Genomic DNA, 26951 nt, shown 5'->3' with positions numbered 1-26951 from the left:
CTGGCGGGCGGCGTCATCGTCGCTCGTCGATCAGCCAGCCGGTGAGTTTTCTTACCGCGCTGTCGCTGCTTTTCGGTCGCATCAGCCAGTAGCCACGTCCCGGTGCATCGAGGCTCGGGCCGGCCGTCACCAGCACGCCGGCCTCGAGCAACGGATCGACCAGCCCGGCCCAGCCGAGCGCGAAACCCTGTTCGCCGATGGTTGCCTGCACCACCATTGTGTAATTGTTGAAGCTGATATCGCCGCCATCATGCTCGGCACCGCGATGCACGCCGAAATGCTTGAAATAGGCAGCCCAGTCGAACCAGTGCGCCTGCGAGGTGTTTTCGAGGTGGATGAGCTTCCGCCGCGAAAAATCCGCAACGGTTGCGGGTGCCGGTGTCCCGGCCAGCAGGGCAGGCGAGCAGACCGGCGTGACCTTTTCCGAAAGCAGCAGCACGGCCCCGTCGCCCGCCTCCTGCCGCGTGCCGAAAATCACCATCACATCACTGTCGTGTTTGCCCTGGCCGAGCGGATCCTGCGTGGCGACGATCTGGATGTTGATGTCCGGGTTGAGCGCGCGAAAACCATGCATGCGCGGGATGAGCCACAGGGACGAGAAGGCATAGTCCGTGTGCAGACGGATGGTCTGCCGTTCCTCCGTCCGGCGAAGCTGCTGCGCCAGAAGGTCGATAGCGTCGACATTGCGCGAGACGATCTCGAACAGCCTCTGACCCTCCGTCGTCAGTTCGATGCCGCGATGTCTGCGCTGCACGAGCGCCACGCCCAGTTCCTCCTCCAGCCGGCGAATTTGATAGCTGACCGCCGGCTGCGTCAGCCGCAGGGATGCAGCCGCCGCCGTCAGGCTGCCGCGGCGGGCAACCTCGGTGAAAATGCGCATCCATCCCAGATCAAGCGGCCGGTCTGACATTAAAATTCCTTATATCAACTATCGAAAAATACCCGCTTCACAGGCAAAAGCAACGTGGTGTTCAATAAACTGGATTGATAAAAGGGGAGCCGCAATGAAAACCATTTCTCATCTGCATCGCATCGCCGCCGGTCTTATTCTGTCCGTGGCGGCCTTCTCCACCCCGCTTCAGGCGGCTGATGACGCGGCCTGCAAGACCATCCGCCTCAGCGATCCGGGCTGGACCGACATCACCGCCACCAATGGCGTTGCCTCCGTGCTGCTCGATGCGTTGGGTTATGAGGCTGACGTCAAGACACTGTCGGTGCCGATCGGTTATCAGGCGATGAAGAACGGCGAAATCGACGTTTTCCTTGGCAACTGGATGCCGGCGCAGAAATCCTTCGTGGACGATCTGAATGCCGCCAAGGCGGCCGAGGTGATGACGAAGAACCTCGAGGGTGCAAAGTTCACATTGGCAGTGCCGGCCTATATGGCGGAAAAGGGCGTCAAGGATTTCGCCGATCTCGCCAAACATGCCGACGAATTCGAAAGCAAGATTTACGGAATTGAGCCCGGCGCACCGGCCAACCAGAATATCCAGAAGATCATAGACGCCGATGATTTCGGCCTGAAGGGCTGGCAGCTCGTCGAATCCGGCGAACAGGCGATGTTGGCGCAGGTGGAACGGGCGGGCAGGGACAAAAAGGCGGTGGTCTTCCTCGCCTGGGCGCCGCATCCGATGAATGAGAAGATCGATATCGCCTATCTCTCCGGCGGCGACGCCTATTTCGGCCCGAATTTCGGCGGCGCGGAAGTTTATACGCTCGCCCGCACCGGCTGGCCGCAGCAATGCCCGAATGCGGCGACGCTGTTCAAGAACCTGAAATTCGATATCGGCATGGAAAATACCCTGATGGGCTCCATTCTCGGTGGCGAGGATTCGAAGGCGGCGGCAGCAGCCTGGGTGAAGGCCAATCCGCAGGCGCTGGATGGCTGGCTGCAGGGCGTTACCACGCTGGATGGCAAGCCGGGTGCGGACGCCGTCAAAAGCAAGCTTGGTCTCTAAGCCGGAAAGTGGAAATGCCGCGTCCCAATATCCTGATCCTGATGGCCGACCAGTTCAACGGGACGTTTTTTCCCGACGGCCCGGCCGATTTTCTTCACGCACCCCATCTCAAAACACTGGCGAAGCGGTCCGTCCGCTTCGCCAACACCTATACGGCAAGCCCGCTCTGCGCGCCGGCCCGCGCCTCCTTTATGTCCGGGCAATTGCCGAGCCGCACGCGGGTTTACGACAATGCCGCCGAATTTGCTTCCGATATCCCGACCTATGCGCACCACCTGCGGGCCGCGGGTTATTACACTGGCCTCTCAGGAAAGATGCATTTCGTCGGCCCGGACCAGCTGCATGGCTTCGAGGAGCGCCTGACGACGGATATCTATCCCGCCGATTTCGGCTGGACACCCGACTATACCAAGCCGGGTGAGCGGATCGACTGGTGGTATCACAATCTCGGCTCGGTGACTGGCGCAGGTGTCGCCGAAATCACCAACCAGATGGAGTATGACGACGAGGTGGCCTATAACGCCACCCGCAAGCTTTACGACCTGTCGCGCCGCCTTGACGACCGGCCGTGGTGCCTGACAGTCAGCTTCACCCACCCGCACGACCCCTATGTGGCGCGGCGCAAATTCTGGGACCTCTATGAAGACTGCCCGGCGCTCGACCCAGAGACGGAAGCGCTTTCCTTCGATGAACACGACCCGCATTCGAAGCGGTTGCTGGAAGCCTGCGATCACGGGGCGTTCGAGATCACAGGTGAGCAGATACGCCGGGCACGGCGCGGTTATTTCGCCAATATCTCCTATATCGACGAAAAGGTCGGCGAAATCCTCGAGGTTCTGAAGGCGACGCGGATGGAGGAGGACACGATCATCCTCTTCCTGTCAGATCATGGCGATATGCTGGGTGAGCGTGGCCTGTGGTTCAAGATGTGTTTCTTCGAGGGGTCCGCCCGTGTGCCGCTGATGGTGGCCGCACCCGGCTGGCAGCCGGCTTTGATCGATGCCCCTGTCTCGACACTCGATGTCACGCCGACGCTGTGTGGACTTGCCGGGCTTGATATTACGTCACTCAAACGCTGGACGGATGGCGAGGATCTGGCGGCGTTGGCCAAGGGAACCGGCGGGCGTGGCCCGGTGCCGATGGAATATGCCGCAGAAGGCTCCATCGCACCGCTCGTCGCCATCAGGGACGGCCGCTACAAGCTGTCGGTCTGCGAGGCTGATCCGCCGTTGCTCTATGATCTCGAGGCTGATCCGGAAGAGCGCACCAACCTTGCCGGCGATCCCGCTTTCAGCGATGTACTCTCATTGCTTTCCGCCGAGATTGGCCGGCGTTGGCAGTTGCCGGTGTTCGACGCCGCCGTTCGCGAAAGCCAGGCACGGCGCTGGGTGGTCTACAAGGCGCTGCGCAACGGCGCCTATTATCCGTGGGATTACCAGCCCCTGCAGAAAGCCTCGGAGCGCTATATGCGCAACCACATGGACCTCAACGTGCTGGAGGAAAATCAGCGTTTTCCGCGCGGAGAGTGAAACAGGCTGGATGCCTTAAGCGGCGGCGCTCACCCTCGGGGCACCGCCTGCCGCCTGCACGGCAAGGCTGCCCGCAGCCACCCCGGCTTTGAGGCATCGCTGTTCGTCCTGCCCCTGAAGCCACGCATCAAGAAAACCGGCATTAAAGGCATCGCCTGCGCCGGTCGTATCGACAACCGGGACTTTCTGGGCCGCCATATGCTGCAACTCCATCCGAGAGGAAACCCACGCGCCCTGCGCGCCGCCTTTCAACGCCACGACGGCAAACGTCTCTGCCAGGGCGCGGATCGCGGTTTCCGGGTCAGAATGACCAGTAATTGCTTCGGCCTCTTCGAGATTGGGCAAAAACACGTCGACGCCGGCACAGGCCCTGAGCAGGCCTTTGTCGTAGATCAGCGAAGCATCCCAGCTTGGATCGAGCGATACTGACAACCCGCTCGCCTTGGCGCGCGAAACCAGATCGGGAATCTCGTGCAGAGTAGCGAATTCGGCGATGTGCAGATGCCGCGCCTTGCTCCACGCAAAGGCAGCATCGAGCGTTGACGGCTGGGCGGCACCGGCGCGGCGCGTCAGAAATGCCCGGTCCTGACCCACCACTGTCGCCACCGTGACCTGCGGTCCGGCATCTGCCGCATGTTCCAGAAACTGCAGGTCGACGCCGCTCTGCGCCATTTTATCGCCGATATCGCGCGAAAACGTATCGGTGCCGAGCCTTGCCAGCAGCGCAACCGGGCGGCCTATATGGGCAAAATGTGCGGCGGCAATGAAGGCGCCGCCGCCGGCGGCAATTTCCATGTCGCGGGCAAACAGTTCCCGGCCGAGCACAGGCAATTCATCGAGCCCGGTGAAAATGAGGTCACAATAGATCCGGCCGATGCTGATGACGGCTGTTTTTTCTGTTGTCATCATGCGCGACCCAGAAGCTTTTCCGTTTTTGCATCGAAAAGATAAAGCGCGCCTGTTGTCGCCTGGCATTGCAACCGGCTGCCGACCGCGGGAATGGATTTGCCCCGGGCCGTAGCGATCACCGAAGTGGTGTCGGTATCCAGATGAACGAGCGTCTCCGGCCCGAGCGGTTCGACCGCCGTTACCGTTCCCTCAAGCGTAAACGTTCCCTGTGCAGCACCGTTCTCGCCGACCAGCAGATCATGCGGCCGGACGCCGATCAGAAGCTCACCCGTGGCGGAGGGCGCAACGCTGCTGGTTGTTTTGGTCCCTCGCAGCAGGTTCATCGAGGGGCTACCGATGAAGCGGGCGGTGAAGATATCGACGGGTGTTTCGTAAAGTTCCGTCGGCGTGCCGACCTGCAATATATGACCGTCCTTCATCACCACGATACGATCCGCCATGGTCATGGCTTCCACCTGATCATGGGTAACGTAGACGGTTGTCGTCTTAAGACGTTGGTGCAAGCGCTTGATTTCAATGCGCATCTGCGATCTCAACTGCGCATCGAGATTGGAGAGCGGCTCATCGAACAGAAAGGCTGCGGGATCGCGCACCATCGCACGGCCGATGGCGACGCGCTGCCGCTGGCCGCCCGATAGCGCCGCGGGGCGGCGGTCGAGCAGGGCTTCAAGCCCCAGCACCCGGCCGGCCTCTTCGATGCGCCGGTTCTTTTCCGTCTTGTCGAGCTTCGATGTGTAAAGTCCGAAACCGATGTTCTGGCGAACCGTCATATGCGGATAGATCGCATAGTTCTGGAAGACCATGGCGATGTTGCGCTGTTTCGGTTCTTTCTCGTTGACGACGTTACCGGCGATCTTCAGCGTACCATCGGAAATCTCCTCCAGCCCGGCGATCATGCGCAGCGTGGTGGATTTGCCGCAGCCGGAAGGGCCGACAAAAACGACGAACTCGCCGTCTTCGATGGCCAGGTCTATGCCTTTGACCGCTTCGACCTTGCCGTAGCGCTTCACGAGTTTATTGAGTTCGATTGTCGCCATTATCGCGCTCCCGTCAGGGCGGTGAATTTCTCTGCCAGTTCGGCGGCTTTTGCTGCTTCGTGATCGGCGAATCGCTGTGCTTCCGCATCAAAAGCGCCAAGCCTGTCGCGGTATGCCGCAATCGCTTCCCGCATGGGTTCAGGCGCCGGGCCGCCAAAACGGGCGCGCACGGCGACAAAGTGTTCCGGCGAGACGATCTGCCTGAATTTGTCCTCGTTGATGCCGGTTTCGCGTCCCGTCAGTTCACTGAATGCCGTGAGGAACGGCTGGTATCCGTCATTCGGCAGATCCCCCTTCAAGGCGACGACGCTTTTGGCGACGGTCGCGGCAATCTCATGCGCCTGGCGGAACGACAGGTCTTCGATGCGGACAAGCGAATCCGCCAGTTCCGTGATGGTGATGCAGGATCGACGGATATTCTGGTCGACCCTTTCAGGATCGATGCTGATCTGGCCAACAAGGCTGGCGAGCAGATCGAGAACCCGGCCGGCAGAAGTGAAGGCCTCGTAACCCATGCCCTGGGTTTCGCCCTCACTGTCATTCATGTCGGTGAAGGGGGTGTTGTGCATCACATCCAGCACGGTCCGCGCCCGGCCGAATGTCTGGCTGGCGAGGTGGCGCAGATGTTCGATCGGCACCGGGTTGCGTTTCTGCGGCATGATGGAGGAAATCTGCACCAGCGAATTCGGCACGTAGATCTGGCCGACCTCAAAACTCGTCCAGAACTGGAAATCCTGAATGAGCCGGCCGAGATGCAGGAACATCAGTTCGATCGCGCCATAGGTCGCGGTCGTATAATCCACGGCGGCGATGCAGGAATAGGAATTGCGTAAGGGTGCGGCAAAGCCCAGCAATTCGGCAACCCGCGCCCGATCGATGGGAAAGCCCGAGGTCGTGATGGCGGCAGCGCCCATCGGTGAAAGATCGACGATGCGGCGTGCCTCCGCGAAACGGTCGATATCCCGGATCAACACTTCGATGGCGGCAGAAAGGTAATGGCCGAAGGTGGTGGGCTGGGCCGGCTGCCCATGCGTATAGGCCACGATCAGCGTGGATTGGTTACGCTCGGCGGCATCGATCAGCACTTTCAGCAGAACACGCGCCTTGGCGGTGAGCGTGTCGATCTTGTCCTTCAGGCCGATCTTGAACAGCGTGTGATCGATATCGTTGCGCGAACGGGCCGTGTGCAGGCGGCCGGCGACATCGACGCCGATGCGGGCTTTTAGTTCCTTCTCGATCAGGAAGAAGAAATCCTCGACTTCGCCGGTATAGGCGAGCTCGGAGGGCTCGATGGTCCTGTCGATATCCTCAAGCGCGCCAGCGATCTTGGCCGCTGTTTCGGCGTCGAGAATGCCGGTTTCGCGCAGCATGACCAGATGAGCGCGGTCTATGCGGCGGAAGCCGTCGACATGGTGGTTCTTGGCGCCGTCGAAAAGCGGGCGCAGCACGGTTTCCTTGTAGACGGGGTCGGGAAACTTGCTGGTATCCGACTGGCGCGGGTTGATATCGGCCATGATATTATCCTTTCAGGCCCGCCAGCATCACACCGCGCACGATGTAGCGTTGCAGGACGATGAAGACGATGAGGGTAGGGATGGTCGCAATGGCTGCGCCCGTCATGATCATTTCCCACTGGATCTGCTGTTCCACGGCAAAGCTCGAAAGACCGACAGGCAGGGTGTAGAGTTCCTTGCTTGTCGTGACGATCAGCGGCCAGAAAAAGGCTGTCCAGTTGCCGAGGAAGGTGAAGATCGCGAGTGCGGAGAGCGCCGGCGTCACCAGCGGCAGGGCGACTTTCCACCAGATCTGGAATTCGTTGAGCCCATCAACGCGCGCAGCCTCGATGAAGTCGTTCGGAACCGTCTCGAAGAACTGCTTCATCAGGAAGGTGCCGAAGGCCGTCATCATGCCCGGGAACATGATGCCCCAGTAGCTGTCGAGCCAGCCCAACTGGCTGGACATCAGATACCAGGGAATGACCAGCATTTCTGTCGGTATCATCAGCGTCGAGAGGATGGCGAGGAAGATGAAATAACGGCCGCGGAACTCGAATTTCGCCAGCGTGTACCCGACCAGACTGTCAAAGAAGCAGTTGGACACGGTGACGATGACCGCAACCAGCATCGAGTTGAAGAACCAGCGCAGGAAACGGCCGTCAGCCATGACGGTGATGTAGTTTGCAAGTGTCGGCGCGGCCGGAATGAGACGTAGATCGTAAACCTGATCCGCCGTCTTGAACGAGGTCGCGAACATGAAGAGCAGTGGCGAAACCATGATCAGGCCGCCGATGAACAGCAGCGTCCAGGCGAGAATGCGGCCGGGGCGGATACGGGCGTGGGAGAGTGGCGAGGCTTCGCTCATTTCTTTTCCCTCAGGACCCAGAGCTGGATCAGCGATACGACGAGAAGAATGGTGAACAGGACAACCGTCTGCGCGGCGGCATAGCCCATCGCATAGGAGTTGAACGCGGTCTGGTAGATCATCAGCACCAGCGGTTTGGTGGAACCGAGCGGGCCGCCCGGATCATTGGTGGTCATGTTATAGACCTGGTCGAAAATGCGCAGGAAGCCGATCGAGGAAAACACCACGAGGAACACGGTGGTGGGTTTCAGAAGTGGCAAGGTTATCTTGCGCAGGATCGCCCATTCACCCAACCCGTCGATGCGGGCGGCTTCGTAAAATGTTGTCGGAATGGCGCGCAGGCCGGCCATGAAGATGATGATCTGGAAACCGAGGCCAGCCCAGATGGCCGTTACCATGACCGAATAAAGCGCCTGATCGGTGGAGCGAATGAATGGCTGCTGGGGAATCCCGATCATGCCGAGCACGTCGTTGATGATGCCGATGGGCGGCGGCTGATAGAACCAGCGCCAGACCCAGGCCATGGCCGCCGCCGTGGTCAGGTAGGGCAGGAAATAAAGCGCGCGGATGAAACCGTGCAGAATACGCACCCGGTCCAGATAAAACGCGATGACGAAAGCCAGAACGAGGCTGATCGGCGTGCCGACGATAAGATAGGCAAAGGTGTTCTTGAACACCTTCCAGAATTGCGGGTCCTTGAACAGCTTGACGTAATTGGCGATGCCGATGAACTTTGCCGGCCTGAGCAGGTCCCAGTTGGTGAAGGACAGGTAGAAGGCCTGCAGCGTTGGGTAAAAACGGATGACGCTGTAAAACAGAATCGGGATCGCCAGAAAGCTCCAGATCCACAAAAGCCGTTTGGTGCGCATGGAAAGGCGATCTCCAAAGGAGCCGCCGGGGCGGCCGGATGCCGCCCCCTGTTGATCTATCGCTGTCATTGTTGGACCTGCGGTTTTCAGGGTTTCGCCGCGTCGATGATTTCCTGCTCGGCCTCGGCGGCCTGCTTGATGGAATCTTCGACCGACTGACCTTCGAGAAGCACCCGGTTGGTCATGTCGATGGCGTTTTGCCGCTGGGCGGCTTCATCCATGAACAGTGTCGTATGGGCATATTCCAGACCCTTGAGGAACGGCGCGTAGATCGGGTCCTTCAGGTTTTCTTCGGTCAGGGCCGCAGAGCGGCGTGCCGGCAGTTCACCCACCGTCTTCAGCCAGATCGCCATGGCTTCCGGGGAAGAGATATAAGCGAGGAACTTCTTCGACGCCTCAAGCTCTTCACCCGCCGTCTTGGCGCTGATGCCGTTGGCGAAATAGCTCGCATAGTTGGAGCGGATGTTCTTGTCATTGGTGGGAAGTTCGGTCACGCCCCACTCGAAATCCTTGATGGTGCGGAACGAGCCCAGCCGGAAGGTGCCGTCGATGGTCATGCCAGCCTTGCCGGCGCGGAAGGCGGCCTGGCCTTCATCCATGAAGCCAGCCTGACCGATCTTCTTTTCAAGCTGCAGGCTGGTGTAGAATTTCAGCGCCTGAACGCCCGCCTCGCTGTTATAGGCAACCTTCTGGTCGTTGTCGGTATAGGGTTCGCCACCATATTGGCGAATGAGAATTTCACGCCACCACTGGTGATCCTGGCCGCCCATGTCGAGCGTGGAGCCGGCGACCGTCAGGTTTCCGGCGGCGTCGTGCTTGGCGATCTTTTCTGCGGCTGCCACGAATTCGTCGAGCGTCTTCGGCGGATTGGCGGCGTCGAGACCTGCTTCGGTGAAGAGCTTCTTGTTGTAGAAGAGCGCCAGCGAACGAACCGCCGTCGGCAGGCCGTAATAATCGTCGCCGCGCTTCATGGCGCTGACGATCGGGAAGAATTCGCTTTCGATCTTGTCATGCGGGAAGGCGTCGGTCGGCAGTGGCTGCAGGATGCCGCCGGCCGCGAACTTGTCCAGCCAGCCATAAAACAGCTGCATCACATCAGGGCCCTTGCCGGAAAGATTGGCGGCGATGACGCGCGTCTGGTAATCGGCGTAAGGGAAGGTCACCTGCTTGACGGTGATGTCAGGATTGGCCTTCTGGAATTCCGCGATCAGCTCGTCCATGGCTTTTACGCGTGTGTCGAAGACATATTGCCAATATTCGATTTCAACCGCCTGGGCGGCGTTGAATGCAAATGTGCTGAAACCGGCGACCAAGCCGGCGAACAGAGTTGCCCTGCGCATGTAACCCTCCATTTCCTCCGTCCGGTCTTCCGGATGCGGAGTGATCGTTCCCTTTATCCGCGCTTTCGCGCGCGCTCATCGACTCGGCCGGCAACGGGATTTTTCGTGTCCCATTCCCCATGCGAGCCTGACCCCCGGTCGTTCTCTACGGTTCTCCGAACACAGGCGTTTGTCAATAAGATAATTTACTTGAATTATTATATTGCGCTTATCGTCATTTGGACGTTATGAATTTTCTAAGGGACGGGGAAATTGAAGAGATGACGGTGCACACGGTGGATGCCTATCCCGTAGCAATCGGAAAAAATCCTGAGCGGAGCCGCGAGCATAACAGGCGAGTCGTCCTTGACCTCGTCCGGCGGCACGGTTCGCTCGGCCGCGCCCAGATCGCCAAGATCACCCACCTGACAGCCCAGGCAGTCGCCAATATCGTCGATGAGCTGGTGGGCGAGGAATTGTTGAAGGAACTCGGGCGACGGCGCACCGGCAGGGGCCAGCCGCCGATCCAGTTCGCCGTCAATCCGGATGGCGGCGCGACGATCGGCGTGGAAATCGCCGCCGACCATATGGTCACCGTCGGCCTAGATCTGGCCGGCATGCTGCGCACCCATCGCGTCACGCCACTCACGGACACCACGCCGGAGGCCATATTCAAGACCTTCGCCGCCGAGCATGCGGCTGTCGCGAAAAATCTCGGCTGCAGACTGCTCGGCACCGGCGTCGTCATGCCCGGTCCATTCGAGATCGATGGCATGACCTCGGTCGGGCCAACGACCCTTTCCGGCTGGGGTGGCATCGATGCCCGCCAGATGCTGAGCGATGCCTGCGGCCAGCCGGTGGTGGTGGAAAATGACGCGACGGCCGCGGCCGTCGGGGAACGCCTGTTCGGCGCGGGGCTGGCTATCCCCAATTTCTGCATGATCTATTTCGGCGTCGGTATTGGTCTTGGCATCATTCAGGATGGCTCGCCCTATCGCGGCGCTTTCGGAAACGCCGGCGAAATCGGTCACGTCACCGTATCGCCGCGGGGCAGGGCCTGCCCTTCCTGCGGGCAGAAAGGTTGCCTGGAAGCCTATGCTTCCGTTTACGTGCTGAAGGAAAAGCTTGGCCATGCCGGTATCGCCGATACGGAACTTGGCGATCTTGAAGCCCTGTTCAAAGCCGGCGATCCGGTCGTGACAGAGTGGATCGACGATGCCGCGGCCCATCTCGCGCCGATAATTGCCATGCTGGAGAATATTCTCGATCCGCAGACGGTCATCCTCGGCGGCGCGCTGCCGGAGGTCATCATCAGCGACATCATTCAGCGCATGGGGGATTTGCCGACCTCGGTCGCAAGCCGGCGGCAGCGGGAACTGCCGCGCGTCATGCATGGCAAATCCGGGCAGTTGACCGCCGCCCTTGGCGCCGCGGCACTGCCGCTGTTCGACATCGTCACACCAAAACTGGAGACATCCCCGGGAGCCGCAGCACAGGCGCCGGGCTGAATATTGGAGGAGACCGCCCATGCTTACCCCCCGCGAACGCATCGAACGGCAGATGGCCGACCCATGGCTCGTTCGCCTGCACCGCAAGCTGAGCGCGCTGAAATCCACTGCCACCATCATGCATACCGGCGCGCATCCGGATGATGAGCAGAACGGCCTCCTTGCCTATTTTCGCATGGAACTGGGCATGCGGATCATCATCGCCTGTTCGACACGCGGCGAGGGCGGGCAGAATGCGCTGGGGCCGGAAAGGCTGGGGGCGCTCGGCGTCATTCGCTCGCGGGAACTCGAAGAGGCCGCCCGTGTCATTGATGCCGACATAAGCTGGCTCGGTCACGGACCGGCGGATATGATCCACGATTTCGGCTTCTCCAAGGATGGCGACCAGACCTTCGGCCGCTGGGGGCACGAGCGCATCGTCGAGCGGCTGGTGCGGGCCTATCGCAAGGAGCGGCCCGATATCGTCATTCCGACATTTCTCGATGTGCCGGGGCAGCACGGGCATCACCGCGCCATGACGCGGGCTGCAAGAAGCGCGGTTGCGCTGGCGGACGACCCTTCCGCTTACCCTGAACATTTCTCCGAGGGGCTGAAGCCCTGGAAGGTGGCGAAGTTCTACCTTCCAGCATGGTCGGGCGGTGGTGATACCTATGATGACGAAGTACCGCCGCCGGAAACGACGCTGACGATCAATGCGGCTGGCAGGGAGCAGGCGACCGGTGCCGAATATGACCGTATCGGCGAATGGTCACGTTATTACCATGCCTCGCAGGGAATGGGGCACTGGCCGAAGCGGGCGCAGGAACTCTGGCCGCTTCATCTCGAACTCACTGCCACAGCCAATCGAGAAGAAGGATCGATCCTCGACAACCTGCCATCGACGCTTGCCGCCCTTGCTGGCGTTGCGGGGCTGGATGCCGAATCCCAGAAAGCACTGGTCGAGGCCGAACAGGCCATCACCAGGGCGATTGCGGCCTTTCCCGACACGCGGGAAATCACCAGATCGCTGCTGGATGCGGCAGCCCTTCTGCAAAAGGTGGATGAAGCCGCGGCAAGCGAATTCACGGACTTGCACGGCCACAGGATCACGCGCAAGCGGGCCGAGGTCGATGCCGCCATTCTGACGGCGCTTGATCTTTTCGAGCGGGCCCATGCCGAGCCGGCGGAGATCGTTCCGGGTGGGGAAACGTCGCTTTATGTGGAGCTTTCCGACCGGGCAGCCGAATTCGATGTCAAGGTCACACCGGTCCTTCCGAACGGAGTGTCGTCGTCCATCAGCTCGCTGGGACGGACGGTTGTCTTTTCTCTCGCGGCCGATCAAAGCGCGGCTGTCTCGGGCCTCTATCAGCCGGACTGGAAAGCGGCAGGCGGCAACGGCCATGGTTTCGTACGTGTGGCTGCAACGCTTGAAGGGCGGGAGGTTTGCGCCTTCTTCGATCTGGAAGAACCGTTTTTCGTTACGCCGGCGCAGTCGCTCACGCTTTCGCCGGATGCTTTTCTCGTTCCGCTGGGACAAGGCCGGGACACACATGTGTTTCAGGCCTTCGTGAAAGGCGCGGATACACCACTGTCATTCAGGAGTACCGGCGGCTGGAATGTACAAAAATCGGGAGATGACTGGATTGCCGAACGTACGGGCGAGGGCGCGGCAGAGCTTGCACAGCTTGAGGCGATTTCCGGTTCGCAACCGGCCTTTCAGATCACCCGTATCGCTTACCCGCACATTGGCCGGGCGCGGTTTCTTGCGCCATCCGTCATGAAAATCCTGTCGCTGGACCTGAAGCTGCCCACGGGCGCGCGGATCGGTTATGTCGGCGGCGGTGCGGACCGGGTCGGCTCATGGCTGTCGCGCATGGGTCTCGATGTCACCGAACTCGACGCACAAGCGCTCGGCGGCGATCTCTCGTCTTTCACGACAATTGTCGTCGGCATATTCGCCTTCGGCATCCGCAGGGATCTCATTGCTGCGACGGAGAAGCTCCATCGCTTTGTCGAAAACGGCGGCCATCTCGTCACGCTCTATCACCGGCCGACCGACGGATGGAACCCGGAGACAACGCCGGTCCGGCGTCTTGAAATCGGCAAACCGTCGCTGCGCTGGCGGGTAACGGACCCGAAGGCGGAGGTGACGGTGCTGTTGCCCGACCATCCGCTGCTTGCCGGGCCCAATGTCATCGATGCCGCCGATTGGGCGGGCTGGGACAAGGAGCGCGGGCTTTATTTCGCATCGCGCTGGGATGATGTCTATGAGCCATTGCTCGCCATGCATGATGTTGACGAGCAGCCGCTGAAGGGGGCGCTGGTCTCGGGCATCATCGGCAAGGGTCGTCATACCCATACCAGCCTCGTGCTGCATCACCAGATGGACAAGCTTGTACCGGGGGCGTTCCGCCTCATGGCAAACCTTGTGCAACCGGCGTGAATGGCCACGGACAAAGTGAGAAACAGGAAAACCTGCGCGAAACCGATACGCGCGCGGGTATCGGCTGGCTGTTGCTGGACATGACGCTTGTTGCGGGAGGAATGACGGCGCTCGTCAAGGCGCAGGGCGTTACCTATCCAGCCTTCCAGCTCGTCTTCATCAGGGCCATGATCGGCCTCATCTTCATTTTACCGCTCATCTGGCGGCACAGGATGGAGATGCTGCGTGTCAAATATCCCTGGCGCAACCTCTTCCGCATCTGCTGTAACGCCATCGCGCTTACCAGCAATTTCATCGCCATCACCCTGCTGCCGCTTGCCACTGTCAACGCCATCGGCTTCTCCCGACCGCTGGTGACGATGGCGATGGCGGTTGCCTTTCTCGGCGAAAGGGTGAGCCGATATCGCTGGGCCGGAGCCTGTCTTGCCTTTGTCGGCGTGCTCGTCATCATCGGGCCGGGTGGGGCGGAGTTTAACGCAGGCGTGCTTGTCGTCCTTGTGTCGGTGGTGTTCGGCGCACTTGCCGTGATCCAGACCCGGGCGCTGCGGCAGGAAAACACCACGGTCATGATGGTGTTTTACACCGTCGGCCTTGCCGTCATCACCGCCGTTCCGGCGATCTGGACGTGGAAGCCGGTTGCGCCGCTCGACTGGGGTCCGCTGCTGGCCATCGGGCTTCTGGCGCAGATGGGGCAATATTGCTTCCTGCGGGCCTACCGTATCGCCGATGCCAGCGTTCTCGCACCCGTCAGCTATCTCTCGATCCTGTTCGTCACGGCTGTTGGATATTTCCTGTTTGACGAAGTGCCGGAAACCCGCGTCGTGCTCGGCATTGCCATCATCCTCGTTTCGTTGCAGTCCACCGCACTTGTGGAATATGCCCTGAAGACGCTGCGCCGCCGGAAATAATGGAAGCGCCCCTACCTCTGGAATTCCATGACCCTCAGTCGGATCCAGTTCAAGGTCGCGAGTTTGGCGCGGCCGTAAAAGGAACGGGCGAAGCGCACATAACGCATGATCCAGGCGAGCCAGCCATAGGTGAGGAGCTTTTCCCTGCCTGCGTGATAGATGCGTTCGACGATCAGGAAGGTTGCCAGATGGGCAACGATCGTCAGGCCGATCCCGGTCTTCATTGCGCCGTGGGCAATCAGGAGAAGGCCGACGATCTTCATGGGTTCGGCAATGGCGAAGGGCACGGCAAGACAGAGAAGAATGGCGAGACGCGGCAAGCCGGCAATCCGGTTTTCCAGTCGCATGATGAAGGTCAGGCCGGATATGGCCCTGATGACGGGCCGATAAAGCGGCCGGAAAATGCCGTCGAGGATCAGGGCAAATATGATGATTGCCCTGACTGGAAAGACGAGGATCGTGCGGATTTTGCTGTTCACCTCAGCCGTATCTCCAAAGAGGTTGTTCCCCTCATTCTTAATCGCCTGAAACGTGGCAAAAGGAAGTTGGTTTTTCAGCTTCCGTCCTGCCGAACACTCGCATACATGCCGGTGGTGCGAAATTCGCTGGGGTTGGTGCCATAGAGCCTGCGGAAGACCTTGGAAAAATAGTTCGGGTCCTCGAAACCGCACAGCACGGACACTTCCTTGACGGGAATATTTCCGGCCGTGGTCAGCAGTTTTGCCGCCCGCCGCAATCGCCGCTGCAGCACGAATTCAGCCGGCGGCAACCCTTCGCTCGCCGTGAAGATGCGGGAAAAATGCGCGCGGCTGAGGCCGGCCACCGCCGCAAGGTCGCTGACCGAAAGCCGCTCACCGAGATGGCTGTCTATATAGCTCAGCACCTGCTGCAGGGTGCGATATTCACCGCCGAAAGACGGGTGCGAACCGAAGACATCGTCATAAAGCGTCATCGCCGCCTCATAGGCAACGGCGGAGGCGGCGCCCGGTGTCTCCGCGCCATTGACGAGGCGCGAGCAGCATTCGGCAAGGTGATCGACGGTTTCGGACTGGAGCTTGAGGATCGGGCCGGTGACGGCGAGGATGTTGCGATGAATGCGCAAGGCCTCCTCGCCATTCATGGAAATCCAGAAGAACTCCCATTCCTTGCCGTCTTCCAGCCAATAGCGGTGATTATGCGGGATCAGCAGCAGCAGGGTTTCACCCGGCTTCACCACATAATGGCGGTTCTCGTAACGCAGGTTGCCCTGTCCGCCGATGCAATATTGCAGCACCGTGAAAGGCGTCTGGCCGCGCTTGCGCCCATCCCAGTCATAATTGCCGCCGCGGCGGATTTCATAACCGCTGCTGGTCGGCATGGTGTGCAGCGTCTGGCGGCCGCGCGGCAGCGAGACGGTGCGCATGCCGGGTCCCTGATCGATCAAATCGCGCAGCACAAAATTACCCATGAAAGCATAATCCTTCTCTGGTCCTATCCGTCTTTATACGCATAATCCCGATCCGAGGAGACAGCCAGCGGGATATTGCTGCTGAAAAATTGGGAGGAAGGCCGGTTTTCCGGGATTCTTACAGGTATTTTTCTGCAACGCCATTTCATGATCCTTCGGCCCGTTTCACCCGTTCGATTTGCAACAGAGGTGGCGTTATGAGTTTCAAAATCGCTATTATTGGCGCAGGCAGCGTCGGCTTCACAAAAAAACTGTTCACCGATCTCCTGTGCGTGCCGGAGTTTCGCGACATCGAGGTCGCGCTGACGGATATCAGCCAGCACAATCTCGATATGATCAAGGCGATCCTTGAAAAGATCGTCGAGGCCAATGGTTTCCCGGTGAAGGTGACAGCCGATACCAATCGCCGCCGTGCGCTCGAGGGTGCGAAATACATCATCAGCTGCGTGCGGGTCGGCGGTCTGGAGGCCTATGCCGATGATATCCGTATTCCGCTGAAATATGGCATCGACCAATGCGTGGGCGATACGATCTGCGCCGGCGGCATCCTCTATGGCCAGCGCAATATTCCGGTCATTCTGGATTTCTGCAAGGATATCCGCGAGGTCGCGGCCCCGGGTGCAAAATTCCTGAACTATGCCAACCCGATGGCCATGAACACCTGGGCGGCCATTGAATATGGCAAGGTGGATACGGTCGGTCTCTGCCATGGCGTGCAGCACGGTGCGGAGCAGATCGCCGAAATTCTTGGCGCCAAAAGCGTGTCGGAGCTGGATTACATCTGCTCCGGCATCAACCACCAGACATGGTTCATTGATCTGCGGCTCAACGGTCGCAAGATCGGCAAGGACGAGTTGGTCGCCGCCTTTGAGGCGCATCCGGTCTTCTCGCAGCAGGAGAAGTTACGCATCGACGTGCTGAAGCGGTTCGGTGTTTATTCGACCGAAAGCAACGGCCATCTCTCGGAATATCTGCCGTGGTATCGCAAACGGCCGGAGGAAATCGCCCGCTGGATCGACATGTCCGACTGGATTCACGGCGAAACCGGCGGCTATCTCCGCCACTCCACCGAAACGCGCAACTGGTTCGAAACCGAATTTCCGCAGTTTCTCGCCTCGGCCGCCAAGCCGATCGATCCGGCGAAGCGCTCCAACGAACATGCCAGCCATATTCTCGAGGCGCTGGAGACGGGACGTGTCTATCGCGGCCATTTCAACGTCAAGAATAACGGCGTCATCAGCAATCTGCCTGCTGATGCCATTATCGAGTCGCCCGGCTTCGTCGACCGTTTCGGCATCAACATGGTGTCGGGTATCACGCTGCCGGAAGCCTGCGCTGCCACCTGCATGGCCTCCATAAACGTCCAGCGCATGTCTGTACATGCGGCGGTGAGCGGCGATATCGATCTCTTGAAGCTTGCCGTGCTGCATGACCCGCTGGTCGGTGCCGTCGCCACGCCGGAAGAGGTCTGGCAGATGGTGGACGAGATGGTCGTCGCGCAGGCGCGCTGGCTGCCGCAATATGCCGATGCCGTACCTGCGGCGAAGGAGCGTCTTGCCAAATCCAGCGTCAAGACCCGTGACTGGACGGGGGCTGCGCGCCGCAACGTGCGTTCCATCGAGGAATTGCGGGCCGAAAAATCGGCGCTGAAAAAGGCTGTTTGAGGAAAAGCATGGGAACAGGCCAGCGGCGAAAGGGAGTTCGCCGCCCGGTCGCAACGATCAAAGAGGGTGGGCGGTCGAAGAGCTGCCATTTGGGAGGAATGACGATGTTACTTCAACGCAGGATCGGTATCATCTCGGCACTGGGACTTGGTGTTTCGATGATCGCACTCAATGCGAATGCCTTCGAGACCACCACGCCGCCCGAGCCGCCGCAATTTCCGGCCGAAGGCAAGATCAATTATGTCGCGCGCGACTCGATCCTCGAATTCAAGGCGCTGCCGAGCTACAGCGAACCCGACTGGGTGAGCGAGAAGTTTGAAAAGACCGGCAAATTGCCGCCGCTGAAGGAGCGTTTGCCGGAAGAGCCGCTGGTCTACAAGACGGGCAATATGGCGGATGGCACCGGCGTTTATGGTGACACCATGCGTCATGTGGTCGGCGGCCGGCCGGAGGGCTGGAATTACATTGCCGGCCAGAGCCAGGGTTGGGGCGGCATCGATATCGCCCTTTCCGAATGCCTGACGCGCACCGCGCCGCTTTTCCAGGTGGATGCCAAGGACACCGAACCGCTGCCCAATCTGGCCAAAAGCTGGGAATGGTCCGAGGACGGCCACAAGCTGACGATGCATCTGGTTAAAGGTGCCAAGTGGTCGGATGGCGAAGCCTTCAACGCCGATGACGTGATGTTCTATTGGGAAGATGCCGTCGTCGATCCCAATGTCTCGCCGCTCGGCGGGGGTGCGTCGCCCGAGGCTTTCGGTGAGGGAACGACGCTCAAAAAGATCGATGACTACACCGTCGAGTGGACCTTCAAGGCGGCTTTTCCAAAGCAGTATCTCTACACCATGGCCTATCCGAGCTTCTGCCCCGGACCGTCGCATATTCTCAAACCCCAGCATCCGAAATATTCCAAGAACACCTATAACCAGTTCAAGAACGCTTTCCCGCCGGAATATATGAACATGCCGGTCATGGGCGCATGGGTGCCGGTCGCCTATCGGCCCGATGATATCATCGTGCTCAGGCGCAATCCCTATTACTGGAAGGTCGATGAAAAGGGCCAGCAGCTGCCCTACCTCAACGAGGTCCATTACAAGCTTTCCACCTGGGCGGACCGCGATGTGCAGGCCGTGGCGGGATCGGGCGATTTCTCCAATCTCGAACAGCCGGAAAACTTCGTCGCTTCGCTGAAGCGTGCGGCAGACCCCAATGCGCCGGCCCGCCTTGCCTTCGGGCCGAGGCTTATCGGCTATAATCTGCAGATGAACTTTTCCGCCAATGGCTGGGGCAATCCGGATGAGCGCGGACAGGCGATCCGTGAGCTGAACCGCAACGAGGTATTCCGTCAGGCCGTGACATCAGCCCTCGACCGCAAGGCGATTGGCGACTCGCTGGTAAAGGGGCCGTTCACGGCGATCTATCCGGGCGGCATTTCGTCGGGCACCAGCTTTTATGATCGCGCCTCCACGGTCTATTATCCCTTCAACCTCGAGGCCGCCAAGGCAGCACTTGCCTCGGTCGGCCTGAAGGACACCGATGGTGATGGTTTCCTGAATTTCCCCAAGGAAACGCTTGATGGCCGCAACGTCGAAATTACCCTTCTCGTCAATAACGGCTATGCGACGGACAAGAGCCTCGCGGAAGGTCTCGTCGGCCAGATGGCGAAACTTGGCCTGCGCGTTGTCATCAACAGCCTCGATTCCAACCAGCGTGATGCCGCCCATTATGGCGGGCAGTTCGACTGGCTGGTGCGGCGCAACTCCACCGAGCTTTCATCCGTTGTGCAGAATACCGAGCAGCTTGCCCCTGTCGGCCCGCGCACCAGCTGGAACCACCGCTCGCCCGAAGGCAAGGAACTCGATCTGATGCCGTTCGAGAAGGAGATGGCCGATCTGGTGCGGAAATTCATTTCCTCGCAGGACAATGCCGAACGGGCCGAGCTGATGAAGCAATATCAGAAGGTCTACACGCAGAACCTCTATACGATTGGTCTCACCGAATATCCCGGCGCGCTGATCGTCAACAAGCGTTTCTCGAATGTGCCGCAGGGCACGCCGATTTTCATGTTCAACTGGGCTGAAGATGCCATCATCCGCGAACGCCTGTGGGTCGCGGCCGACAAGCAGGGCAAATACGAACTCTTCCCTGAACAGCTTCCCGGCAAGCCGGGTGAGGGCGGCCCGATCAACTAAAGCATTTCCAGTAAAAGTGCGTAGCGGTTTTACGCCCGGAAAATGCGAAATTTGAAGAACTCCTCCCGGAGAACACCCGGTACCGGTCGCGCGTGAAGCGCGGCCGGAGACACACGGCCCATCCAAACCGAGGAAGACCGTTCGATGCTGAGATTTCTGACGATACGCGTAGCATCCGCCATTCCGGTGCTGTTGATCCTGAGCGTGGTGACCTTCGCCATCATCCAGGCGCCGCCCGGCGATTATGCCGACTATATCCGCTCGCAGCTTATGAACCAGGGCGGGGCGTCCTTCGAACAGGCGGAAGCGCAGGCGCAGGCCTATCGTGTCGAACACGGCCTCGATCAGCCGCTTGTCGTGCAATATTTCAACTGGATCGGCGGCATCGTGACCCGCGGCGATTTCGGTTACAGCTTCTATTACAACAAGCCGGTTGCCGATGTGGTTGGCGAACGCCTGCCGCGCACCATTGCGCTGGCGCTGGTCTGCCATATCTTCGCATCCATTCTCGGCATCGCTTTCGGCATCTGGGCGGCCACACGGCAATATTCCTGGGTCGACAACCTGCTCTCCACCGTCGCCTTCCTTGGCATGACGATCCCGCGCTTCCTGATGGCGCTGATCCTCGTCTATCTCATGGTGTTTCATTTCGACGTGTCGGAGATCGGCAGCTTCTTCTCGCCACAATATGGCGGTGCGCCGTGGTCGTGGGGCAAATTCGTCGATCTCGTCAGCCATGTCTGGCCGGTGGTCGCCATCGCCGTCTTCGGTGGGCTGGCCTATAATATGCGGGTGATGCGCGGCAATCTGCTCGATACGCTGAACGCGCAATATGTCGAGACGGCCCGCGCCAAGGGGCTTTCGGAAGGCGCGGTCATCATGCGCCATGCCGTGCCGAATGCCGTCCACCCGCTGGTCATGTATCAGGGCGTTGTGCTGCCCTACATGCTGAGTGGCGAAATCGAGACTGCCATCATCTTCGCGCTGCCGACAGTCGGTCCGGCCATCGTCGGCTCCATGGCGGTGGGTGACGTCTATGTCACCGCGACCTTCATGATGGTGCTGGCCGCGACGCTGATCGTCGGCAACATCATCGCCGACATGCTGCTTGCAATGCTTGACCCACGCGTTCGCGAATTCGGGAGGGCCTGAGATGATGGCGTTTGACGAAGTGAAAAACGAAACCGCCGTCACCCCCAAGTCTGACCGCGGCACGCAGGGTAATGAGTCCTATCTCGCGCTGGTATGGCGGCGTCTCAGGCGCTCTTTCACCGGCATGGTCGGGCTGGTGCTGGTGGTGCTGCTGATCCTGATTGCCGTCTTTGCGGATTTCTTCGCGCCGATGAACCCGCTTGAAACCAATGCCAGCTTCTCGCCGCCGCAGGTGGTGCGGTTTTCGGACAAGGACGGCAATGTCAGTCCTTTCCCCCGCGTTTACGCGACTGCCGAAACGGAAGAGCTGGATCCGGTCACCTTCCAGCCCATCGTTGGGCCGGATTACGACAATCCCGTTTATCTCGGTTTCTTCGTCAAAGGTGCGGAATACAGGCTTTTGGGTCTCATTCCGATGAGCCGGCATTTCTTCGGCTCGACGGACGGCAAGCCGGTGCATTTTCTCGGAACGGATAAATTCGGACGCGACGTGCTGTCGCGCGCCATCTACGGTTCGCGTATCTCGCTTGCCATTGCCTTGAGCGTCGTCGCCATCGTCACCGTCATCGGCACCAGTGTCGGGCTGATATCAGGCTATTTCGGCGGGCCGCTGGATGCCTGGGTGCAGCGTTTCGTGGAAGTGGTTCTCGCCTTCCCGCAATTACCGCTCTATCTCGCGCTGACGTCGCTCATTCCCGTCACCGCACCAACCACCGTGTTCCTCGTCTTCGTGGTCGGTGTCATGTCGGCGCTCGGTTGGGCGCAGATGTCGCGGGAGGTGCGCGGCAAGACGCTGGCTCTGGCGCGTATCGATTATGTGCGGGCGGCCATTGCCGTCGGTGCCACCGACCGGCGCATCATTTTCCAGCATATCCTGCCGAATGTGATGAGCCATGTGATCGTTGCCGTGACGCTGCATATTCCAAGCGTCGTGCTGCTCGAATCCTTCCTCGGTTTCCTCGGCTTTGCGGTGAAGCCGCCGCTGATTTCCTGGGGGCTGATGCTGCAGGATACCGCGACCTATTCCGTCATCGGTTCCTATCCGTGGATTCTCGCGCCGGTCGGTTTCGTGCTGGTCACCGTCTTTGCCTTCAACGCGCTCGGCGATGGCCTGCGCGATGCCGTCGATCCCTATTGAGAGGAGCGTAAAATGGTAGCTAGCCAGAACAACACATACGCCCCCGCGATCCGCTTCGATGCCGACAATCGCAACGACGACGCCATCATCGACGCCCGCAATATTGCCGTGAGCTTCAAGGTGGAGCACGGCAGGGTCGAGGCGGTGAAGGACATTTCCTTCCAGCTCTACCGGGGCGAGACGATTGCCATCGTCGGCGAATCCGGTTCGGGAAAATCGGTAACGGCGCGCACTGTCATGGGCCTTTTGACGAAGCGGGCTTCCGTTTCGAAATCCGCGACCGTGCGGTTCAACGGCGATGACATATTGAAGTTTTCGAGCCGCCAGCGCCGGGCACTGCGTGGCAACCGCATCTCGATGATCTTTCAGGAGCCGATGAGTTCGCTGAACCCGATCTATACGATTGGTAGCCAGATCGTCGAGGCGATCCGTGTTCATTCGAGACTCAGCCGGAAAGAGGCCGAGGCGAGGGCGCTCGATCTTCTGCGGCAGGTGCAGATACCGGAACCGGAAGCGCGGCTGAAGCAATATCCGCACCAGCTTTCCGGCGGCCAGCGGCAGCGTGTGATGATCGCCATGGCGCTCTCCAACGATCCGGACGTGCTGATTGCCGACGAACCGACCACCGCGCTCGATGTGACGGTGCAGGCGCAGATCCTCAATCTCATCCGCGACCTGCAGAAAAAGCGGGGCATGGCCGTGGTGCTCATCACCCATGACCTGACGATCGTGAAGCAGTTTTCCGATTACGTCTACGTCATGCAGCACGGCGAGATGCGTGAGCACAACACCACGGAAATGCTCTTCGAAGCGCCGCAGCACCCCTACACAAAGAAGCTGCTCGGCTCCGAACCGCAGGGCACGGCGAAACCGCTGCCGGAAAATTCCGGCGTGCTGCTGACTGCGACCGGTGTGCGCGTTTCCTTCATGATGCGTTACGGCGGGCTGTTCAAACCGGAGCTGAAAGAGCTGATCGCCGTCGACAGCCTCGGCCTGACCCTCAGGCGGCACGAGACGCTGGGGCTCGTTGGTGAATCCGGTTCCGGCAAGACCACTTTCGGGCAATCGCTGCTGCGGCTGAACGAGCCGGTGGGCGGCGAGGTGGTCTTCGATGGCGAGAGAGTCGATGGGCGTTCCCGCGCTCAAATGCGGCCCCTGCGTTCGCGTATGCAGATCGTCTTTCAGGACCCTTTCGCCTCGCTCAATCCGCGCATGACCATCGGCCAGATCATCGAGGAAGGCCTCATCATCAACGGCCTGGGCAAAACCAAGGCCGAAAGACTGGAGCGGGTGCGCGATGCGCTGGAGGCGGCGGGCATGCCCGGCAACATCCTCTCACGGTTCCCGCACGAATTTTCCGGCGGCCAGCGCCAGCGCATCGCCATTGCCCGCGCCGTGGCGCTGGAGCCGGAATTCATCCTTCTCGACGAGCCGACCTCGGCGCTCGATCTTTCCGTGCAGGCGCAGATCATCGACCTCCTGCGCAAGCTGCAGGACGAAAGGGGCCTGAGTTACCTGTTCATCTCGCATGACCTGAAGGTGGTGCGCGCACTCTGCCACCGCGTCATCGTCATGCAAAGCGGGCGCATCGTCGAGGAGGGCCCTGTCGAGGACGTTCTTACTCACCCAAAAACCGAATATACTCAGCGGCTTGTACGAGCCGCCTTCGAAATCGCTTGAATGCCAAATGCCGGAGGTAGAAATGGCAAGAGATCCCAAGATCACATTTATCGGCGCAGGTTCCACTGTTTTCATGAAGAACATCATCGGTGATGTGCTGCAGCGTCCGGCGCTTTCCGGCGCCACCATTGCGCTGATGGATATCAATCGTGAAAGGCTGGAAGAAAGCGCCATCGTCGTCAACAAGCTGATTTCGACACTCGGGGCAAAGGCGAAGGCCGAGACCTATACCGACCAGAAAAAGGCGCTTGCCGGCGCTGATTTCGTCGTCGTCGCTTTCCAGATCGGCGGTTATGAGCCCTGCACGGTTACCGACTTCGAGGTGCCGCGCAAATATGGCCTGCGTCAGACCATTGCCGATACTCTGGGTGTCGGCGGCATCATGCGCGGCCTTCGCACCGTGCCGCATCTGTGGAAGATCTGCGAGGACATGCTGGCCGTTTGCCCCAACGCCATCATGCTGCAATATGTGAACCCGATGGCGATCAACACCTGGGCGATTGCCGAGAAATACCCGACGATCCGGCAGGTGGGGCTTTGCCATTCCGTGCAGGGCACCGCCATGGAACTCGCCCATGATCTTGATATTCCCTATGAGGAAATCCGCTACCGTTCGGCCGGCATCAACCACATGGCGTTTTTCCTGGAGTTCGAGCACCGCCAGCCCGATGGCAGCTACAGGAACCTTTATCCCGATCTCGTGCGCGGCTACCGCGAAGGCCGTGCACCAAAACCCGGCTGGAACCCGCGCTGCCCCAACAAGGTGCGTTACGAGATGCTGACAAGGCTCGGTTATTTCGTCACCGAAAGCTCCGAGCATTTCGCCGAATATACGCCCTATTTCATCAAGGAAGGCCGCGAAGACCTGATCGAGAAATTTGGCATCCCGCTTGATGAATATCCGAAGCGCTGCATCGAGCAGATCGAGCGCTGGAAGGGCCAGGCGGCCGCTTATCGTTCTGCCGACAAGATCGAGGTGAAGCCATCAAAGGAATATGCCTCTTCCATCATCAATTCCGTCTGGACCGGCGAACCCTCCGTCATCTACGGCAACCAGCGCAACAATGGCTGCATCACCTCGCTGCCGGCCAATTGCGCCGCGGAAGTGCCTTGCCTTGTCGACCATAACGGCGTGCAGCCGACTTTCATCGGCGAATTGCCACCGCAGCTCACCGCTTTGATGCGCACCAACATCAACGTGCAGGAACTGACGGTGCGGGCGCTGATGAGCGAAAACCGCGAGCACATCTTCCATGCGGCGATGATGGACCCGCATACGGCGGCGGAACTGGATCTCGACCAGATATGGTCGCTGGTGGACGATCTTCTTGTCGCCCATCGCGACTGGCTGCCGGAGTGGACGCAGGTGGAGGTGAAGCGGGCGCGGGCGGTGTAGAGCTTGATCGCAGTGATACAAGCAAGACCGCAGGTTCACCCTGCGGTCTCAGCGCGATAGGCCTCTCCTCCGTCATGCCGGACTTGATCCGGCATCCAGCCACGGCGCGTCTGCGCCGTGAAAAGAGTCTGTCGCGATCAATGACTTGATCGCACTAGACCCCGGATCAAGTCCGGGGTGACGAATACTGATTGCGCAGTCTCGTCTGTATCTACGGTTCACTTGACATGTGTCAAAGCCTCAAGGCGCTTCCTCACCTAAACAGCCCCCCAGCAACCTGTCTTCTCCCTCCAATAGGGGAAATATCAGGTACAAATTCTAAACGCAAAGGTGGCTGGCTTCTTCGGTTTCATCGTATTACGGTTGAAAACCGAAGGGTTCATGGGGAAGACGGATGTCTAAAAAAGGCTTGCTCATTGGTCTGGTGGTTCTGGTTGTTGCCGGTGTCGCCTATTTCTCCTGGTCAAAATTGAAGGGAGAGGGACTTCCCGCCGGCTTTGTGGCCAGTAACGGCCGGATCGAGGCAGTCGAGATCGACATTTCCACAAAAACCGCCGGCCGCCTTCAGGATATCATGGTGCGCGAAGGCGATTTCGTGAAGGCCGGGCAGGTGCTGGCACAGATGGATACGGCCCAGCTCGCGGCGCGGAAGCGTCAGGCGGAGGCACAATTTCGCCGCGCGAAAATAGCGATCGATACCGCCCACAGCCTCGTTGCCCAGCGCGAAGCGGAAAAGACCTCGGCGCAGGCGGTGGTGGAACAGCGCAAGGCCCAGCTAGATTCCGCCGCCAAGACCTTTGCCCGTTCGAAACAGCTGCTGACCGGCAATGCCGTGTCGCAGCAGATTGTCGATGACAGTGAAGCCGTCGAGCAGTCCGCCCGCGCCACGCTCGCTTCGGCTGAGGCCTCGCTTGCCGCCTCCGATGCGGCAATCAATGCCGCCAGAGCACAGATCGTTGATGCCGAAGCGGCTGTGGATGCGGCGCAGGCCGATATCGAAAGCATTGAGACGGATATAGACGATGCGACGCTGAAATCGCCCCGCGACGGTCGTGTGCAATATCGTATCGCCCAGCCGGGAGAAGTGCTCTCCGCCGGTGGGCGGGTTCTCAACCTCGTCGATCTCGGCGATGTCTATATGACGTTTTTCCTGCCGACGGCCGAGGCCGGCCGCACGTCCATGGGCTCCGATGTCCGCCTGATCCTCGACGCCGCGCCGCAATATATCATTCCGGCCAAGGTTTCCTTTGTCGCCGATGTCGCGCAATTCACACCCAAAACGGTGGAGACTGAAGAGGAGCGCCAGAAGCTGACGTTCCGGGTGCGGGCGCAAATTCCGCAGGAGCTGCTGCAGAAATATATTCAATATGTCAAAACCGGTCTGCCCGGCATGGCCTATGTCCGGCTTGATCCGCAGGCCGCCTGGCCGGAAAACCTCGAACGCAATCTCGTCAAGTGACGG

21 protein-coding genes are annotated in these 26951 nt (G+C 59.9%); 12 read left to right on the top strand and 9 right to left on the bottom strand.

Annotated elements, in window-relative coordinates:
• Positions 1-13: 13 nt before the first annotated feature.
• Positions 14-910, bottom strand: coding sequence for a LysR family transcriptional regulator (locus QSV77_RS19610; RefSeq protein ID WP_302734750.1), 897 nt, complete (start codon positions 908-910; stop codon positions 14-16).
• 94 nt (positions 911-1004) lie between these two features.
• On the opposite strand from QSV77_RS19610, the gene choX reads away from it, so the two are divergent.
• On the top strand, positions 1005-1958 hold the full coding sequence (choX, locus tag QSV77_RS19605; protein WP_302734749.1) for a choline ABC transporter substrate-binding protein: 954 nt from the start codon (positions 1005-1007) through the stop codon (positions 1956-1958).
• A 14-nt stretch (positions 1959-1972) separates the two neighbouring features.
• Complete coding sequence (gene betC / locus QSV77_RS19600; protein ID WP_269699938.1) at positions 1973-3487, top strand: choline-sulfatase; 1515 nt, start codon at positions 1973-1975, stop codon at positions 3485-3487.
• A 15-nt stretch (positions 3488-3502) separates the two neighbouring features.
• On the opposite strand, the gene QSV77_RS19595 is transcribed toward betC, so the two are convergent.
• From QSV77_RS19595 to QSV77_RS19570, 6 genes are read right to left on the bottom strand one after another with little or no spacing between them, the layout of a single operon-like run.
• Positions 3503-4396 carry a carbohydrate kinase family protein gene (locus tag QSV77_RS19595; protein WP_302734748.1) on the bottom strand — a complete coding sequence of 298 codons (894 nt, stop codon included), beginning with the start codon at positions 4394-4396 and terminating at the stop codon, positions 3503-3505.
• On the bottom strand, positions 4393-5433 hold the full coding sequence (locus QSV77_RS19590; RefSeq protein ID WP_302734747.1) for an ABC transporter ATP-binding protein: 1041 nt from the start codon (positions 5431-5433) through the stop codon (positions 4393-4395). The genes QSV77_RS19595 and QSV77_RS19590 overlap by 4 nt, the downstream gene beginning before the upstream one ends.
• Positions 5433-6947, bottom strand: coding sequence for an argininosuccinate lyase (gene argH / locus QSV77_RS19585; protein WP_302734746.1), 1515 nt, complete (start codon positions 6945-6947; stop codon positions 5433-5435). The genes QSV77_RS19590 and argH overlap by 1 nt, the downstream gene beginning before the upstream one ends.
• 4 nt (positions 6948-6951) lie before the next feature.
• A complete protein-coding gene (locus QSV77_RS19580; RefSeq protein WP_142857892.1) occupies positions 6952-7794 on the bottom strand; it encodes a carbohydrate ABC transporter permease in 843 nt (280 codons plus the stop codon).
• Entirely contained in the window at positions 7791-8732 is a 942-nt protein-coding gene (locus QSV77_RS19575) for a carbohydrate ABC transporter permease (RefSeq protein WP_065116872.1), read from the bottom strand. The genes QSV77_RS19580 and QSV77_RS19575 overlap by 4 nt, the downstream gene beginning before the upstream one ends.
• A gap of 17 nt (positions 8733-8749) precedes the next feature.
• Positions 8750-10015: an extracellular solute-binding protein gene (locus QSV77_RS19570; protein ID WP_302734745.1), complete on the bottom strand. Its 1266-nt coding sequence runs from the start codon at positions 10013-10015 to the stop codon at positions 8750-8752.
• 248 nt (positions 10016-10263) lie between these two features.
• Between QSV77_RS19570 and QSV77_RS19565 the strand changes: the two genes are divergently transcribed.
• The 3 genes from QSV77_RS19565 to QSV77_RS19555 are packed head-to-tail and all read left to right on the top strand — an operon-like array spanning position 10264 to position 14820.
• Complete coding sequence (locus tag QSV77_RS19565) at positions 10264-11490, top strand: ROK family transcriptional regulator (protein WP_302734744.1); 1227 nt, start codon at positions 10264-10266, stop codon at positions 11488-11490.
• A 19-nt stretch (positions 11491-11509) separates the two neighbouring features.
• A complete protein-coding gene (locus QSV77_RS19560; RefSeq protein WP_302734743.1) occupies positions 11510-13912 on the top strand; it encodes a PIG-L family deacetylase in 2403 nt (800 codons plus the stop codon).
• A complete protein-coding gene (locus QSV77_RS19555) occupies positions 13909-14820 on the top strand; it encodes a DMT family transporter (protein ID WP_302734742.1) in 912 nt (303 codons plus the stop codon). Before QSV77_RS19560 ends, QSV77_RS19555 begins: the two co-directional genes overlap by 4 nt.
• A gap of 11 nt (positions 14821-14831) precedes the next feature.
• Here QSV77_RS19555 and QSV77_RS19550 read toward each other — a convergent pair whose 3' ends face one another.
• Complete coding sequence (locus QSV77_RS19550; RefSeq protein WP_302734741.1) at positions 14832-15299, bottom strand: hypothetical protein; 468 nt, start codon at positions 15297-15299, stop codon at positions 14832-14834.
• A gap of 74 nt (positions 15300-15373) precedes the next feature.
• A complete protein-coding gene (locus QSV77_RS19545; protein ID WP_142857899.1) occupies positions 15374-16267 on the bottom strand; it encodes an AraC family transcriptional regulator in 894 nt (297 codons plus the stop codon).
• A gap of 197 nt (positions 16268-16464) precedes the next feature.
• Here QSV77_RS19545 and QSV77_RS19540 point away from each other — a divergent pair, with 197 nt between their 5' ends.
• From QSV77_RS19540 to QSV77_RS19510, 7 genes are all read left to right on the top strand, one after another.
• On the top strand, positions 16465-17931 hold the full coding sequence (locus QSV77_RS19540; RefSeq protein ID WP_302734740.1) for an alpha-glucosidase/alpha-galactosidase: 1467 nt from the start codon (positions 16465-16467) through the stop codon (positions 17929-17931).
• Positions 17932-18035: 104 nt separating this feature from the next.
• On the top strand, positions 18036-20123 hold the full coding sequence (locus QSV77_RS19535) for an ABC transporter substrate-binding protein (RefSeq protein WP_302734739.1): 2088 nt from the start codon (positions 18036-18038) through the stop codon (positions 20121-20123).
• Positions 20124-20267: 144 nt separating this feature from the next.
• A complete protein-coding gene (locus QSV77_RS19530) occupies positions 20268-21275 on the top strand; it encodes an ABC transporter permease (protein WP_065116863.1) in 1008 nt (335 codons plus the stop codon).
• Position 21276: 1 nt separating this feature from the next.
• Entirely contained in the window at positions 21277-22413 is a 1137-nt protein-coding gene (locus QSV77_RS19525; RefSeq protein WP_302734738.1) for an ABC transporter permease, read from the top strand.
• 12 nt (positions 22414-22425) lie between these two features.
• Positions 22426-24093: an ABC transporter ATP-binding protein gene (locus QSV77_RS19520; protein ID WP_302734737.1), complete on the top strand. Its 1668-nt coding sequence runs from the start codon at positions 22426-22428 to the stop codon at positions 24091-24093.
• Between the two features lie 22 nt (positions 24094-24115).
• Positions 24116-25489: an alpha-glucosidase/alpha-galactosidase gene (locus QSV77_RS19515; protein ID WP_110759525.1), complete on the top strand. Its 1374-nt coding sequence runs from the start codon at positions 24116-24118 to the stop codon at positions 25487-25489.
• Positions 25490-25883: 394 nt separating this feature from the next.
• Positions 25884-26948 (top strand): HlyD family secretion protein, encoded by a 1065-nt coding sequence (locus QSV77_RS19510; protein ID WP_302734736.1) that lies wholly within the window; start codon positions 25884-25886, stop codon positions 26946-26948.
• Positions 26949-26951 lie beyond the last annotated feature (3 nt).

Origin of the sequence: Agrobacterium sp. V1 (assembly GCF_030518355.1) — a bacterium.
In the GTDB taxonomy this organism is placed as follows: Bacteria; Pseudomonadota; Alphaproteobacteria; order Rhizobiales; family Rhizobiaceae; genus Agrobacterium; species Agrobacterium cucumeris.
The sequence above is the reverse complement of the archived record's forward strand: the minus strand, read 5'-3'. Positions and strand labels throughout refer to the sequence as shown.